A 15,318-nucleotide genomic window follows, 5' to 3' on the forward strand; every position below is an offset into this window, starting at 1 on the left:
TTACAGCCTGCCTCCGTTTGACCTCTTATGAATGCGCCTTAAACAGCGCTAAAAACAATAAACAAGAGGTTTACGGAATGAGCGAGCCAACGAGTCCTGTTCGTGTAGCAGTGGTGCAATTCGATCCGCAAGTCGGCCTGGAGAACCGCGAAGACAATCTACGTCGAGGCCTTCAATTGGCGCTTGAGGCGGTGAACGGCGGGGCGAACCTCATCGTTATGCCCGAGCTGTCCAGTACGGGTTATTTTTTCAAGAGCCGCCAGGATGCGTTCGAACATGCCGAGCCCGTTCCCGATGGGCCAAGTGTGCGGTTATGGATGGACTTTGCCCGCCAGCACAGGATCTACCTGGTGGCAGGCTTGACGGAACGCGACGGTGTGCAGCTTTACAACACGGGCGTGCTGTTGGGGCCGGACGGCTTCATTGGCCGCTATCGCAAGGCCCACTTATGGAACCTCGAAAAACTGTGGTTCACCCCAGGGAACCTGGGTTTTCCGGTCTTCGACACCCCCATAGGCCGCATCGGCATGCTGATTTGCTGGGATATCTGGTTCCCCGAAGTGCCACGAATCCTCAGCCAGCAAGGCGCGGACATCATCTGCAGTCTGAACAACTGGGTCTGGACGCCTCCACCACTGTTCGATGAGGCCGGCAAATGTATGGCCTCCTACCTGACGATCACCGCCGCCCACGTCAACAACGTCTTCATCGCCGCAGCAAGCAGAATCGGAGAAGAGCGTGGCGCTCGTTATCTGGGCTGTTCGTTGATCGCGGGCACCAACGGCTGGCCGATTGGCAAGGTGGCATGTGCGGATGAAGAGGAAGTGTTGTATGCCGACATCGACCTGACCAGTGCTCGCAGCGCGCCCATATGGAACAGCCTGAATGATCTGCATCGCGATCGCCGCACCGATCTCTACGGTCCGATGCTTGGCTACACCCAGCACCCTTGTCTGCCACGTTGATAGGGGAGCAGAACCCATGGAAACCACAAACGAAAAATTCCCGCAGCACCGGCCGACCGCCGTGTTTGCCCTGGACATTACAATCGTTTTGCTACTGCTTGGCACGGGAGTGCTCATTTACGGGCTCTCAGACACCCACCACCCATCCTGGACCGCCCTTTGGCCCGACTATAGCCACATGGTGTCGAGCCTTCCTCATCCAGGAGCCTGGCTACGCTGGGTGCTGGGGGACATGAGTGAGGTGGCCTTCTACAAACATGAATTTGCCTCCATAGGGCTGTTGGCCGGCGGCTACCTGGCGTATCGGGCCAGCCAAAGGGGGAAAGCCTGGCAAGGCTTCACCATTTGCTATGGCAGCGGCTTATGGCCTTGGGTGGTCACCAGTTCGTTGCTCGGGCTCTTGCTGAGTAACCTGATGTGGGGCTGGACGGTGTCGGCCGACCAATGGCAACCCACCTTTGCGGCCTTTGTTTCTCTGCCTGCGGCAATGGTGCTGATGTTTGGCGCCGGATGGAAGGTCACGATCAACGGCGCGATCATGGGAGCCTTGCTCGTTACCCCGTCGTGCCTGCTGATTGTCAACTACGTCTGTAATCCGCTGGGATTACCTGCGGTGATCGGCAATGTCTCAGGCATGGCCGTGGCCAGCGTTATTGCCTTCCTCCTCTGTCGACACTTGCCAGGCCTGGTGAAATCCGAGACAGCTGAAAAACACCCTGCGCCTCTACCGCCTCCCGTCATGACCCATGATTACGGAGTGGTCTGGAGTCTGCGGCGGGTGCTGGCGGACTTTTCGGAAGCCCCCTTCCAGGGCAACGAGTGGGCAAGTCTCGGCCTGATCCTGGGCGCCTTGCTGGCTTACGCCTTGAACCCAATGAGTCCGGCGTATGGTTCAGGTTTGCTGCTTCAATTGATCGCGGCGCAAGCATTGGCCTCCGCCTTCGGGGTGTTGATCTGGCGCAAACAATGGATACAACGAGGCTGGTACCCCACCTATATCCCGCTGGTATCTGTCGTACCGGCTGCGATCCTGACCTACGGTGGTGGTTGGCAGGTCATCGCTGTCAGCGCGTTGCTCGGTGCTTTGATAGCGCCGCCCTTGGCCTGCGCCATCGCTAGCCGGCTGCCGGACGATATCCATCCTTTTGTCGCCAATGTTCTGTCCATGGCAATCAGTACCCTGCTCATCATTTCGCTCATTGGACATTTCCTGATCGATTAAACGCTTGGCTTGAAGGTTGTACCCACGTCCAACCGGGTACAGCCCACGCCCACTACTCGCGAACGAGGTAACCATGGACCTACCCAAACTGGCCGTCGCTTCCCTGGGCGGCACCGTGAGCATGCAGGTCAAAATCGCTGGTGAAGGGGTGATCCCGAGCATCAGCGGTGAAACCCTGCTGGCCTCGGTGCCGGAGCTGAAGTCGATGGCACAGGTCACCGTCGAAACATTGGGGCTGCTGCCCAGCGCGTCATTGAATTTCGAGTCCTTGCTCAGCGTCCTTTCCTGGGCCAACTTGCAGATCCAGTACGGCGCCGCAGGCGTGGTCATTACCCAGGGAACGGACACTCTCGAAGAAACCGCCACGCTGCTCGATCATCTATGGGCCCACGACGAACCGCTGGTGCTCACCGGTGCCATGCGCTCGGCCACGCAGGTTGGCGCCGACGGGCCGGCAAACCTGCTGGACGCCTGCCGTGTGGCTCTGGCGCAGGACAGCCGGCGGCGTGGCGTTCAGGTGGTCATGAACGGGCAGATTCACTCAGCACACGCCGTGCGCAAGACTGATTCGCTGGCACTGCACGCTTTCTCTTCACCGGTCATTGGCCCCACGGGTCATCTGCTAGAAGGTTCGACTCATTATCTTCGCCCGCCAACACGCCGTAACATCCTTCCCCTGCCGCAGCAGACCTCTCATACCATCGCCCTGCTCGAGGCGTCGTTGTCCGCCGACAGCCTGTTGCTGGAAAACATTCTCAAGCTTGGCTACGACGGCCTGGTGATCGCTGCTTTCGGTGCCGGACATGTCTGCGAGTCCTGGACTGACACTATCGAAGCCATTGCAAAGAGAATTCCCGTCGTTATTGCCACACGCTGTGGCAGCGGTTCTACGGCCCGGTCGACCTACGGATTCAAGGGAAGCGAGATGGACCTCATTCGCCGGGGAGCTTTGATGGCTGGGTTCATTTGCCCGCGTAAAGCCAGGATTCTTCTATGGCTGTTGGTGGGCTGCAATCGACAGGAGGATCTGGCGCTTTATCTGGGGAATGTTGCTGGAGAGGTGTAAGGGTTTCGGCGGATAAACAAAAAAGGGCCTGCAACTGCAGGCCCCTTTTATTTTTTCGAACCGGTCTAAGGCTTGTGCGCCCGCGACAGGAACTCGTGGGACTGCATCTCCAGCAAACGACTCAAGGTCCGCTGGAATTCGAAGGTCAAGCGACCGCCGGTGTAGAGGTCCTTGAGTTCGACTTCAGCCGAGATGATCAGCTTCACGTTACGGTCGTAGAACTCGTCGACCATGTTGATGAAGCGACGGGCGATGTCGTCGGTGGTAACGCTCATCTGCTCGACATTGCTCAGCAGCACGGCGTGGAAGATCTTGCCCAGTTCGATGTAGTCGTTCTGGCTGCGCGGACCGTCGCACAGTTCGCGGAAGTCGAACCAGGCCACGTCATCGCACGTACGCACGGCGCGGATTTCGCGATTTTCGATGACCAATATATCATTTTCCACGGCCTGGGTGCATTCCGGCGTCAGGGCGCGGAAGCTCTTGCGCAGGCTCTCTTCGGCGGCAGCGTCCAGGGGGAAATGGAACAGCTCGGCTTGCTCGAGATGGCGCAGGCGGTAGTCGACGCCGCTGTCGACGTTGACGATTTCCGTGTGTTCCTTGATCAGCGCGATGGCTGGCAGGAAACGCGCCCGCTGCAGCCCGTCCTTGTAAAGGCCGTCCGGCACGATGTTCGAAGTGGCGACCAGGGTCACGCCATTCTTGAACAGCTCTTCCATCAAGGTGCCCAGGATCATGGCGTCGGTAATGTCGGACACGAAGAACTCATCGAAGCAGATCACCCGGGTCTCGTCGGCAAAACGCTTGGCGATGATGGTCAGCGGGTTCTTCTCGCCACCCAGGGTCTTCATTTCCTCGTGCACACGCTTCATGAAGCGGTGGAAGTGCGTCCGAGTCTTTTCCTTGAAGGGCAGCGCTTCGAAGAAGGTGTCCACCAGGTAAGTCTTGCCACGGCCAACGCCGCCCCAGAAGTACAGGCCCTTGACCGGCGCCTGTTCTTTTTTGCCGAACAGCTTGCCCAGCAAGCCCGGCTTGTTGTTCGACGCAGCGATCAGGTCATCGTACAGGCGCTGCAAATGCCGCACCGCCGTTTCCTGGGCTGCGTCGTGGAAGAACTCCGGGCGTTTCAGATCAGCTTGATATCGTTCTAGGGGCGTCATATTCGTTAGCAAGGCAACAAAAACGGGCCGTCACTGTAGCGATGGCCCAGAGGAATGGCAATCGGCCCTTATTCGGGCCGATGGTCGGATGACGTGCCGGAATCAGTCCTGGGCAGGCGTCAGGGCAACGCGCAACGCATCGATGGCCGTATCCCGAGCGGCGCTGTCGGCGAAGACCGGGCTGTTCGCCACACACTCGCCTTCGAGCCAGACACTGAAACCCAGCTCGTCGCTGCGTACGTCCAAGGGCTGGCCGGACTGCAATTGCTTGGTCACCTGCCCTGCGGTCTTGCCGTCGGCAAAATTGTTCGAAAGCAACAGTTGCTCGCCATCGGCAGAAAGCAGGCGGAAGCGGAAACTGCCGTCATCCTCGCGGAAGCTGACGAAACGTGCCGCCTTGGTCGCTTTCTTTTTGGTCTGGGTTGCCACCTGGACCTGGCTGACGAAGGACCGCAGGCCAACGGCCTCGCGCAGTTCGTTGAGGAACGGCGTTGCCACGGCCCGGGCTTTTTTCGCACCCAGTTGCAGGATGTCTTCAAGGTCCGACGGACGCTCGATGAACTGGTGATAACGCTCGCGCGCTTCACCCAGCTCGCTGTCGAGCAACTGGAACAGGCGGTTCTTGGCTTCGCCCCAACCCAGGCCCTCCAGCAGTTCGCTGCGGAACTGGGCGGATTGTTCGACGGTGGCGAAGGCCTGGAACAGGGTGAACAAGTGGGAATTGTCCGGATCCTTGGCTTCGCCCGGGGCGCGGGAGTCGGTGACGATCCGCGAGATCGCGTCCTTCATGTCCTTGGCGCTGCTGAACAACGGGATGGTGTTGTCGTAGCTCTTGGACATCTTGCGGCCATCGAGGCCCGGCAGCGTGGCCACGCTTTCTTCGATCAGCGCCTCGGGCATGGTGAAGAACTCCTTGCCCTGGCCGAACAGGTGGTTGAAACGCTGGCCGATGTCGCGGGCCATTTCCACGTGCTGGATCTGGTCGCGACCGACCGGCACCTTGTGGGCGTTGAACATCAGGATGTCGGCGGCCATCAACACCGGGTAGCTGTACAGCCCCATGGTGATGCCAGCGTCCGGGTCTTCGCCGGCCTCGACATTCTTGTCCACCGACGCCTTGTAGGCGTGGGCACGGTTGAGCAGGCCCTTGGCGGCGACACAGGTCAGCAGCCAGGTCAGTTCCGGGATCTCGGGAATGTCGGACTGGCGATAGAACGTCACACGGTCCACATCCAGGCCGCCAGCCAGCCAGGTGGCGGCGATCTCCAGGCGCGAACGCTGGATACGCAGCGGGTCATCGCACTTGATCAGAGCGTGGTAGTCGGCCAGGAAATAGAACGAATCGGCGTTGCTGTCGCGGCTGGCGAGAATGGCCGGACGGATGGCGCCGGCATAGTTGCCCAGGTGCGGGGTGCCGGTGGTGGTGATGCCGGTCAGGATACGGGTACGCGTCGTCATGGGTTATCGCTTGTCAGACTGCTGTCAATTCGAGAGGCGCGGCAGGATCAGATCCTTGAGATCGGTCAGCTTGCCATGGAAAAAGTGTCCGCATTCTGCCACTTTCAGCAGCTCATGGGGGCGCTGAAGCGTGTCGGACCATTCGTAAACCCGCTGCGGATCGACCACTTCGTCGGTTTCCGGCTGGATCACGGTCAACTCACCACCGGTCGGCAAGGGCGACTGCTCGTCCAGGCGCATCACCGCCGGGGCCACCATGAACAGGTGCTTGACCGGTTGCCCCTGGGCTTCCAGGCGTCCGCCCAGGCTGGCGGCGACAAATCCACCAAATGAAAAACCGAACAGGGTCAGGGGCAATCGAGGGTATTTTTCACGCAGCCATTGGGCAACCGCCTGGGCGTCGTCCACTTCGCCGGTGCCCATGTCATGAGTGCCGGCACTGGCGCCCACGCCACGATAATTGAAACGCAACGTAACCAGGCCAGCATCACGGGCAGTGCGTTGCAGGGTCGAGACCACCTTGTTGAGCATGGTCCCGCCCTGCACCGGGTTCGGGTGGCAGATCAACGCCAGGCCACGGGGGGCCTCGTTGTCCAGGTACAAGGCTTCCAGTTGGCCCACGGGGCCATCGATGACTACAGGGGTTTCGCGCATAAGCAAGGGAAAGAACTCCGTGACCCCGAATGGGGTCGACTCGTCTAGCTAAAAGTCTGTGCCTGGCATGATTGCGATGTTCTTCGCGGTATACAGCGCAGGTCCGAGCCGTTAACGTAAAGCAAAGCCGTTTATAGAGGAAGGACTCGTGGAACACTCGCTCTTAGTTTGGCTGTTGCCGACTCTTGCCCTGGTTGCCGGTGTCGCCATTGGATTCCTGCTTGCCCGACTGCTGCCCAACGCGGTGCCTAACAGCACGCAACGTCAGCTGGACGACATTCAGGAACGTTTCGACAGTTACCAGAATGAGGTGGTCACCCACTTCAACAGCACCGCTTCTCTGGTGAAAAAACTCACCCAGAGCTACCAGGATGTCCAGGATCATTTGTCCGAGGGTGCCAATCGCCTGGCCCTGGACGAGCAGACTCGCCAGCGCCTGCTGGCCGCCCTGCAAGCCGATGCGGCACAGACGCCACGGGAACGCCTGACCCCGCCAAAAGGGATCCAGGAACCGCCGCGGGACTACGCCCCCAAGGCCCCGAATTCGCCCGGCATGCTCGATGAGCATTACGGTTTGAAGAAGTAATTTCCAAGCGACACCCAAAAGCCCGCCCGATCACCTGATCGGGCGGGCTTTTTTTATTGACTCAAGAAAATCCCCCCTGTGGGAGCGAGCTTGCTCGCGATGAGGCAACATCACCGTCTCAGACACACCGTCATCGCGAGCAAGCTCGCTCCCGCATTTAAAGTGGACTTAAGCCAACACCTCACCCGCCACCTGATCGATTGCACCTTTGGTGATGTCGACGATCAGGTCCGCATCTTCGCGGGTCAGGATCAGGGGCGGAGCGAAGCCCAGGATGTCGCCGTGGGGCATGGCGCGGGCGATCATGCCCCGCTCCAGGCAGGCGGCCGAGACCTTCGGGCCGACCTTGAGTGCCGGATCGAACGCCGTACGCTGTTCACGGTCGGCCATGAACTCCACCGCCGCCAGCATGCCGTCGCCGCGTACCTCGCCCACCAGCGGATGACCTTCGAGGGTTTCGCGCAGGCGACGATTGAGGTAGCCGCCCACGTCTTCGGCATTGGCCGTGAGGTCTTCCCGCTCGAGGATGTCGAGGTTGGCCAACGCCGCCGCCGCGCAGATCGGGTGCCCGGAATAGGTCCAGCCATGGCCCATGGCACCTTCGGCCTGGGAGGCCTTTTCAATCACGCTCCAGACCTTTTCCCCAATGATCACCGCCGACAACGGTGCATAGGCACTGGTCAGGCCTTTGGCGGTGGTGATCAGGTCCGGCTTCATGCCGTAGCGCTGGCTGCCCATCTTCGAGCCCAGGCGGCCGAACGCGCAGACCACTTCATCGGCAATCAGCAGCACGTCGTATTTCTTCAGCACGGCCTGGATCGCATCCCAATAACCGGCGGGGGGAACGATGATGCCCCCGGTGCCCATCAACGGCTCGCCAATGAACGCCGCCACGGTGTCCGGACCTTCGGCGAGGATCATTTTTTCCAGCTCGTCGGCGCAGTAACGCACGAACGCTGCCTCGTCCATGCCCGTCGGAGCCTTGCGGTACCAGTGAGGACACACGGTGTGCTTGACCCCTTCCACCGGCAGATCGAAATGCTGGTGGAAGGTCGCCAGTCCCGTCAGGCTGCCGGTCATGATGCCCGAGCCATGGTAACCACGGTCCCGGGAGATGATTTTTTTCTTCAGCGGCCGGCCCAGTACGTTGTTGTAGTAGCGCACCAACTTGACCTGGGTCTCGTTGGCATCGGAGCCGGACAGCCCGTAATAGACCTTCTTCATCCCTTCCGGCGCCCAGTCCATGATGCGGCTGGACAGCTCGATGATCGCTTCGCTCGAATGACCGACATAGGTGTGGTAGTAGGCCAGCTCCTTGGCCTGCTTGTAGATGGCGTCGGCCACCTCGGTGCGCCCGTAGCCGATGTTCACGCAATAGAGGCCGGCGAAGGCGTCGATGAACGCTCGGCCTTCATGGTCGCGAATGCGAACGCCTGACGCACTCTTGATGATCCGGCCCTTGAGCGCGCCGCTGGCGTGGTCGTGGGCATGGGTCGAGGGGTGCATGAAATGCGCACGGTCTTGTTCGAACAGCGTGTTGAGTTCTTGGCTCATGCGGGCTCTCCTGGGAACTGGCCTTGATGGTGCAGGCAAAAATATTTGGTTTCGACAAAGGGCTCGAAGCCCTCGCTGCCACCCTCGCGACCGAGGCCCGAGGCTTTCATGCCACCGAAGGGGATCGGGTGGCCGGTGAACTTGACGCCGTTGACCGCCACCATGGCGTGGTCGAGGCGGCGGATCAGCGGATAAATGACATCCAGGCGGTTGGAGCAAATATAGGCCGCCAACCCGTACTCGGTGTCGTTGGCCATTGCGATGGCTTCGTCCAGGGTGTCGAACGGCATCACTCCGGCAATGGGCGCGAAGTTTTCTTCACGGTAGATCCGCATCTGCGGCGTGACATCGGCCAGCACGGTCGGTTGGTAGAACAACCCGCCCAAGGCATGGGCCTCGCCGCCCACCAGGCGCTGGGCGCCTAGGGCCAACGCATCGGCAACACGGTCGGCGGTGCCATCGAGCGCCGCCTGGTGCATCAGCGGCCCGACCTCCACGTCCTGCTCCTGTTGATCGACCATGGCCGGCCCGACACGCAAGGCGCGCACCGCGGCGGCGAAGCGACTGAGAAATGCCTGGTACACCGGGCGCTGCACCATGATTCGGTTGGCCGCGCAGCAATCCTGGCCCGAGGTCTGGAATTTCGCCTCCACGGCGACCTTCACCGCCAAGGCCAGGTCGGCATCGGCGCAGACAATGAAGGGCGCGTTGCCCCCCAGCTCCAGGGCGACTTTCTTAACGTCATGGGCCGCTGCTTGCAGTACGAGTTTGCCGACCCGGGTCGAGCCGGTGAAACTCACCGAGCGTACGCGACGGTCCTTGACCAGGGTTTCCATGGCCATTTGCGGCTCACCCAAGACCACGTTGAAGACCCCGGCGGGAAAACCGGCTTCCTCGGCCAGTTGCGCCAGGGCCAACGCTGAATACGGTGTTTCGTGGGCGGGCTTGATCACCACCGTGCATCCGGCGGCCAGGGCCGCGGCGGCCTTGCGGGTGATCATCGCCGAAGGAAAATTCCACGGTGTGAGCAGCGCGCAGACGCCCACCGGCTCCTTGAGGGTGCCCAGGTGTGCATTGGGGATATGGCTGGGGATGTTCTGGCCGTACAGGCGCCGGGCCTCCTCGGCGAACCATGGGATGAAACTGGCGGCATAGGCAATTTCGCCACGGGACTCGGCCAGCGGCTTGCCCTGCTCCAGGCTGAGAATGCGCGCCAGGTCTTCGCTGTGGTCAATGATCAACGCCGCCCAGCGCCGCAGGATCGCGCCGCGAGTTTCCAGGCTCTGCTCGCGCCACACCGGGAATGCGCGATGCGCCGCGTCCACCGCCGCGACGATCTGTGGTTGATCGAGCATCGGCACATGGCCGATGACGGTGCGGGTGGCCGGGTTGTGGACAGCCACACTGTGGCCGCTGTCGCTGTGGACCCAATGGCCGTCGATGTAGCAGAGCGCTTTGAACAGCAGCGGATGTTGGTAAGGCATGACGTTCACTCCAGAGCGTGTGCGTGAATCCATGCTAGGGCAGCGACGCTCGGGTTTTCGGGCGTTTGCGTGGGGTGAGACCTTGGTTTTTTTCTGGAAAAGCCCCACAGGAAAGTGTTTTCTGCGGTGCTCAGGAAGCTGGCCCCAACTCCGCTGGCAAGGCGCCGACGGTCTTGATGGTCTTGGTGACGATGTAAGTGAAATAGCGCTCGATACCCAGGTCTTCGAGCAGCAGTTGATCGACGAAACGCTGGTAGGCATCGACGTCTGGTGCCTGGATCATCGCCAGGTAATCGACCCCGCCGCCGGTGGCGTAACAGAACGCCACCTCGGGCGCGGCGATCATGCGTTGCTCGAAACGACGCATGTCCTGGGCGGTGTGCCGGGCCAGGGTGATCTCCACCAGCACCTGCTGGCGCTTGAACACCGCGCCCCAATCGATCTGCGCCCGATAGCCGATGATCAGCCCCGCCGCTTCCAGCTTGCGCACCCGTTCCCAGGCCGGCGTCACCGACAGGTTGATGGCCTCGGCCAGGCTCGACTTGGTGATCCGCCCGTCCTCGGCGAGGATCTGCAGGATCTTGAGGTCGTAACGGTCGAGCTTGTGCATGGGCCGGGCTCCGAGTGGTGACATAAAACTTCCGGACGTACAGCAATTGTGGCGAGGGGATTTATCCCCGCTGGGTTGCGAAGCAGCCCCCAAACGACTGATTCAATTTGTCAGATATACCGAAGCGCCAGGCTTTAGGGCCGTTTCGCAACCCTACGGGGATAAATCCCCTCGCCACAGGTGCCGTGTTCAACCTGACTCAGGTCAACACATCCGCAATCACCGCCAAGGTATCGCCACACTGCACCAACCCGGGAAAGTGCCGGGCCGCCAGGAGGCCGCTGCGGGCGGCGCGGTATTCAACCGGGGCAACGCCGCTGCGGGTGGTGTCATGGATACGCACCACCACCTCGCCCTGGGTGACGTTTTCACCGAGATCACGGCACATTTCCAGCAAGCCATTGTGTTCGCTGGCAATGAAACAACTGGCATCGGGCATGTCGAGTATCAACGACGGTTGCAGTTGGATCGTACCGCGCAGAATGCCGGCATGGATCAGCAGGTTGCGCACCCCTCGCTCGGCAATCGCCACGCTGCGGGCGGTCGACGAACCGCCGCCGCCCAGTTCGGTGGTGACGAACACCTTGCCCTGGGACTCGGCCGCCGTGTCGTACATCGCCCCGGCGTCCAGCTCCAGCATGCGCATGCCATACGGCGCGTTGAACGCCAGCATCCCGGCCTCGCAGCGCGCCTGTTGCTGTTTGTCCGGCAAGACGTGGCAGGCGGCGAACGGCAGGAAATCCAGGGTCCGGCCGCCGGAATGAATGTCGAGGACAATGTCCGCCAAAGGCAACAAGGTGCGATTGAAATAGTCGGCGATTTTCTCCGTAACGGTGCCGTCCGGCCTGCCGGGAAAACTGCGGTTCAGATTGCCTTGGTCGATGGGCGATGTCCGGCGTCCGGCATGGAACGCCGGGGTGTTCATGAACGGCACGATGATCACCCGGCCGCTGACGTCTTCAGCGGTCAACTGCTGGGCCAGTTTGCTCAACGCCACCGGGCCTTCGTATTCATCGCCATGGTTGCCACCGCTGAGCAGTGCCGTCGGGCCACTGCCGCGCTGGATGACCGTGATGGGGATCATCACCGCGCCCCAGGCCGAATCGTCCCGCGAATACGGCAGCTTGAGAAAGCCGTGCTGCACGCCCTCGCGGCTGAAGTCCACCGTGGCGCTGATGGGGTTGTCGGGCAATTCGGGCATGGGTCAGTCCTTCACGAACAGTTGACGAGGCACGTTGCACAGCGTCTCGACGCCGGTCTCGGTGATCAGGATGCTTTCGGTGATTTCCAGGCCCCAATCGTCCATCCACAGCCCCGGCATGAAGTGGAAGGTCATGCCCGGCTGCAACACGCTGTTGTCGCCGGGACGCAGGCTCATGGTGCGCTCGCCCCAATCCGGCGGATAACTGATCCCGATGGGGTAGCCGCAACGGCTGTCCTTGTGGATGCCGAATTTCTCCAGCACCTTGAAAAACGCCACGGCGATGTCACCGGTGGTGTTGCCCGGCTTGGCCGCGTCCAGGCCAGCGGCGATGCCTTCGACCACGGCTTTTTCACCGTCGAGGAAATGTTGCGGCGGCTTGCCCAGGTAAATGGTCCGTGACAGCGGGCAGTGGTAACGCTTGTAGCAACCGGCGATTTCAAAGAAGGTGCCGGCACCCTTCTCGAAGGGTGAATCGTCCCAGGTCAGGTGCGGCGCACTGGCGTCCGCCCCGGTAGGCAACAGCGGCACGATAGCCGGGTAGTCGCCACCATGACCGTCGGCGCCTAGGATGCCGCTGCTGTAGATCTCGGCCACCAATTCGTTCTTGCGCATGCCCGGTTCGATGCGTTCCAGGATCCGCCCGTGCATGCTCTCGACGATGCGCGCAGCAATGCGCATGTAGGCGATTTCCTGGGGCGACTTGACGGCCCGTTGCCAGTTCACCAGGCCCGCCGCATCCACCAGTTTTGCCTGGGGCAAATGCTTTTGCAGCGACAGGTACGCAGCGGCGCTGAAGTAATAGTTGTCCATCTCCACGCCGATGGTCAGCGCGCCCCAGCCACGGGCGATGATCACCTCGCGGGACAGGTAGTCCATGGGGTGGCGCTCGCGGGACTGCACGTAGATGTCCGGGTAGCCGACGATGTTATCGGCCTGCATGAACACCGTGCGTTTTGCACCGTTGGCATCCTGGCCGCGACCGAACCACACGGGCTCGCCCTCCAGCGCCAACAGCACGCACTGGTGCACATAGAACGACCAACCGTCATAGCCGGTGAGCCAGGCCATGTTCGACGGATCGGTGACCACCAGCAGCTCCAGGCCCTGGGCCTGCATGGCCGCGCGCACCTTCGCCAGGCGTTGGCTGTATTCCTCCCGCGGAAACGGAAGATTGACGACGATCTCTGACATCCACCTGCCCTCTGTTCGATGACTCATGAGAAAACTGATCTAGCGGCCGAACGCAAAGCCCTTGCCCGCCGCCCGTGCCCGCTCGAACGCCAGGTTGGCGATGGCGGTGTCCTGGGCGCCGGTGCCGGTCAGGTCGCAAAGCGTCACTTGCGCCGCATCGCGACGCCCCAGCCGTTGCCCCGCCAGCACCCGCCCCAACTCCGTCAACGCGAGGTCATCCCGAACGGTGCCGGCCGCCAGGGCGTGGTGCAGCTCGCCGAGCACGCGGGTCTGGCCCAGGCGATCGGCGACATAGCAGTCGACGGCAGCCAGGGCTTGCGGGGAAATTTCATTCTTGTGTTCCGCATCCGAGCCCATCGCCGTGATGTGCAGGCCAGGATGCAAATGGCGGGCTTGGATCAACGGCTCGCGACTGGGTGTACAGGTGATGGCGATGTCCACGCCTTCCAGGGCATCGTCAATGGAGGCGCATGGCGTGACGACCAGTCCGGTGTCGCGCGCCAGCTCCTGACTGAACGCCTTGGCCTTTTGCGCATCGCGCGCCCAGACCCGCACCTCGTCGATGGGTCGCACCAGGCGCAGTGCCTGAAGTTGCAACGCCGCCTGCTCGCCAGCACCGATCAGCGCGACGCTGCGGCTCTCCTCGCGAGACAGGCAACGCGCCGCCACCGCCCCGGCCGCGGCGGTGCGCACGGCGGTGAGGTAACCGTTGTCCAGCAGCAGGGCTTCCAGCAGGCCGGTGCGCGCCGAGAGCAGCATCATCATGCCGTTGAGGCTAGGCAGGCCGAGCTTGGGGTTATCGAAAAAGCCCGGGCTGACCTTGATGGCGAAGCGCTCCAGGCCCGGCAGGTAAGCGGTCTTCACATCCACTTCACCGTTATGCTCGGGAATGTCCAGTCGCAGGATCGGCGGCATCGCCACGGCGGCGGTGGCCAGCAGCACGAAAGCCTGCTCGATGGCGTCGACGCTGGCCAGGTCGAGGGCCACGCAGCTGCGCAGGTCGGCTTCGCTCAATAGGGTGACTTCACTCATGACAGGCTCCGTTACGGGGTTATCAAGCGTTGGCGCCAGCGATCACGCGGGCATGTTGTTCGGTGTCGACGTTGCGCCCGCTGATCACCAGGACGATGGGGCCACGCGGTTCGACCAGGCCGTCGAGCAGCGCCGCGATGCCCACCACCGCAGCGCCTTCGAGCACCAGGCGTTCGTGGTGATAAGCGTGGCGGATGGCATTGGCGATGGAGGCTTCCGAGAGCAGGTGCACGTCATCGCGCAGTTGCCGGGTCATGGCGAAGGTGTAGCGGTTGTCCAGGCCGATGCCACCACCGAGGGAGTCGGCCAGCGTCGACAGTTCTTCGACGTCCACGGCCTGCCCGGCGGCGAGGCTGGCGTGCATCGCGGCACCACGGGCCATGCTGATGCCGTGGACTTGAATCGCTGGGTTCGCACTTTTGAGGGCCAGGGCAACACCGGCGAACAAGCCGCCACCGGACAACGGCACCAGGACCTGGGCCACCTCCGGTTGCTGCTCGAGGATCTCCAGGCCGAGGGTGCCCTGCCCGGCGATGATCGCCGGATGATCGAAGGGCGGCAAAAAGGTCGCGCCCTGCTCCCGGGCGATGCGCTCGGCCTCGCGCTGGGCATCGTCCTGGGACTGGCCGACGATGCACACCTCGGCGCCCAGGTCGCGAATCGCCTGCACCTTGTTGGCCGGCACCAGGTTCGACAGGCAGACAATCGCCTTGACGCCTTGTTGCGAAGCAGCATGGGCCAGTGCCCGACCATGATTGCCGGTCGAAGCCGTGACCACGCCTTGGGCCTTTTGCTCGGCGCTGAGCTGCGCCACTGCATTGCTCGCCCCGCGCAGCTTGAAGCTGCCGGTGATTTGCAGGGCCTCAAGCTTGAGGTACACCGCCACGCCCATCAACCGCGACAAACTCGGGGAATGCTCCATGGGTGTACGCCGCACCAGCGACTCGATGCGCTGGCGAGCACGGTAGATATCCTGAAGCTGCAACACTGCCATGACCGCGTCCCGAGCTGATGTGTTGCGCGCAGTCTAAGAGGGCTGGATTGTGGTGATGAATGTACTAGGGCAATTTAATGACTTTGCTTGAACGGTAGCCAATCCCCTGTGGGAGCGAGCTTGCTCGCGATTGGGCAC

14 protein-coding genes are annotated in these 15,318 nt (G+C 61.9%); 4 read left to right on the plus strand and 10 right to left on the minus strand.

The features are described 5' to 3' along the window. The first annotated feature begins 77 nt into the window (after positions 1 to 77). The 3 genes from ACMTA2_RS27030 (at position 78) to ACMTA2_RS27040 (ending at position 3,253) form a co-directional block, all read left to right on the plus strand. On the plus strand, positions 78 to 965 hold the full coding sequence (locus ACMTA2_RS27030) for a nitrilase family protein (protein WP_413792530.1): 888 nt from the start codon (positions 78 to 80) through the stop codon (positions 963 to 965). Between the two features lie 16 nt (positions 966 to 981). Beyond that, positions 982 to 2,187 (plus strand): hypothetical protein, encoded by a 1,206-nt coding sequence (locus ACMTA2_RS27035; RefSeq protein ID WP_413792531.1) that lies wholly within the window; start codon positions 982 to 984, stop codon positions 2,185 to 2,187. A 73-nt stretch (positions 2,188 to 2,260) separates the two neighbouring features. Next, positions 2,261 to 3,253, plus strand: coding sequence for an asparaginase (locus ACMTA2_RS27040; protein WP_413792532.1), 993 nt, complete (start codon positions 2,261 to 2,263; stop codon positions 3,251 to 3,253). 65 nt (positions 3,254 to 3,318) lie between these two features. On the opposite strand, the gene zapE is transcribed toward ACMTA2_RS27040, so the two are convergent. The 3 genes from zapE to ACMTA2_RS27055 form a co-directional block, all read right to left on the minus strand. Then, positions 3,319 to 4,413, minus strand: a complete 1,095-nt coding sequence (gene zapE / locus ACMTA2_RS27045; RefSeq protein WP_413792533.1) for a cell division protein ZapE — start codon at positions 4,411 to 4,413, stop codon at positions 3,319 to 3,321. 102 nt (positions 4,414 to 4,515) lie between these two features. Further along, positions 4,516 to 5,871, minus strand: a complete 1,356-nt coding sequence (locus tag ACMTA2_RS27050) for a tryptophan--tRNA ligase (RefSeq protein WP_413792534.1) — start codon at positions 5,869 to 5,871, stop codon at positions 4,516 to 4,518. Positions 5,872 to 5,895: 24 nt separating this feature from the next. After that, entirely contained in the window at positions 5,896 to 6,525 is a 630-nt protein-coding gene (locus ACMTA2_RS27055) for an alpha/beta hydrolase (protein WP_413795730.1), read from the minus strand. 148 nt (positions 6,526 to 6,673) lie between these two features. Between ACMTA2_RS27055 and ACMTA2_RS27060 the strand changes: the two genes are divergently transcribed. Continuing rightward, positions 6,674 to 7,111 (plus strand): Z-ring associated ZapG family protein, encoded by a 438-nt coding sequence (locus ACMTA2_RS27060; RefSeq protein ID WP_003205372.1) that lies wholly within the window; start codon positions 6,674 to 6,676, stop codon positions 7,109 to 7,111. A gap of 168 nt (positions 7,112 to 7,279) precedes the next feature. Here ACMTA2_RS27060 and ACMTA2_RS27065 read toward each other — a convergent pair whose 3' ends face one another. From ACMTA2_RS27065 to eutB, 7 genes are all read right to left on the minus strand, one after another. Then, positions 7,280 to 8,665 carry an aspartate aminotransferase family protein gene (locus ACMTA2_RS27065; protein WP_413792535.1) on the minus strand — a complete coding sequence of 462 codons (1,386 nt, stop codon included), beginning with the start codon at positions 8,663 to 8,665 and terminating at the stop codon, positions 7,280 to 7,282. After that, positions 8,662 to 10,149 carry an NAD-dependent succinate-semialdehyde dehydrogenase gene (locus ACMTA2_RS27070; protein ID WP_413792536.1) on the minus strand — a complete coding sequence of 496 codons (1,488 nt, stop codon included), beginning with the start codon at positions 10,147 to 10,149 and terminating at the stop codon, positions 8,662 to 8,664. The genes ACMTA2_RS27065 and ACMTA2_RS27070 overlap by 4 nt, the downstream gene beginning before the upstream one ends. 130 nt (positions 10,150 to 10,279) lie before the next feature. After that, positions 10,280 to 10,759 carry an Lrp/AsnC family transcriptional regulator gene (locus ACMTA2_RS27075; protein WP_413792537.1) on the minus strand — a complete coding sequence of 160 codons (480 nt, stop codon included), beginning with the start codon at positions 10,757 to 10,759 and terminating at the stop codon, positions 10,280 to 10,282. 199 nt (positions 10,760 to 10,958) lie between these two features. Continuing rightward, the gene (gene doeB / locus ACMTA2_RS27080; protein WP_413792538.1) at positions 10,959 to 11,960 is read right to left on the minus strand and encodes a N(2)-acetyl-L-2,4-diaminobutanoate deacetylase DoeB; all 1,002 of its coding nucleotides are present in this window, start codon (positions 11,958 to 11,960) and stop codon (positions 10,959 to 10,961) included. 3 nt (positions 11,961 to 11,963) lie between these two features. Further along, positions 11,964 to 13,154 carry an ectoine hydrolase DoeA gene (gene doeA / locus ACMTA2_RS27085; RefSeq protein WP_413792539.1) on the minus strand — a complete coding sequence of 397 codons (1,191 nt, stop codon included), beginning with the start codon at positions 13,152 to 13,154 and terminating at the stop codon, positions 11,964 to 11,966. Positions 13,155 to 13,193: 39 nt separating this feature from the next. Beyond that, positions 13,194 to 14,186 (minus strand): cyclodeaminase, encoded by a 993-nt coding sequence (locus ACMTA2_RS27090; RefSeq protein WP_413792540.1) that lies wholly within the window; start codon positions 14,184 to 14,186, stop codon positions 13,194 to 13,196. Positions 14,187 to 14,208: 22 nt separating this feature from the next. Continuing rightward, on the minus strand, positions 14,209 to 15,180 hold the full coding sequence (eutB, locus tag ACMTA2_RS27095; protein WP_413792541.1) for a hydroxyectoine utilization dehydratase EutB: 972 nt from the start codon (positions 15,178 to 15,180) through the stop codon (positions 14,209 to 14,211). Between the last annotated feature and the right edge of the window lie 138 nt (positions 15,181 to 15,318).

Origin of the sequence: Pseudomonas medicaginis (assembly GCF_965119365.1) — a bacterium.
Classification (GTDB): Bacteria; Pseudomonadota; Gammaproteobacteria; order Pseudomonadales; family Pseudomonadaceae; genus Aquipseudomonas.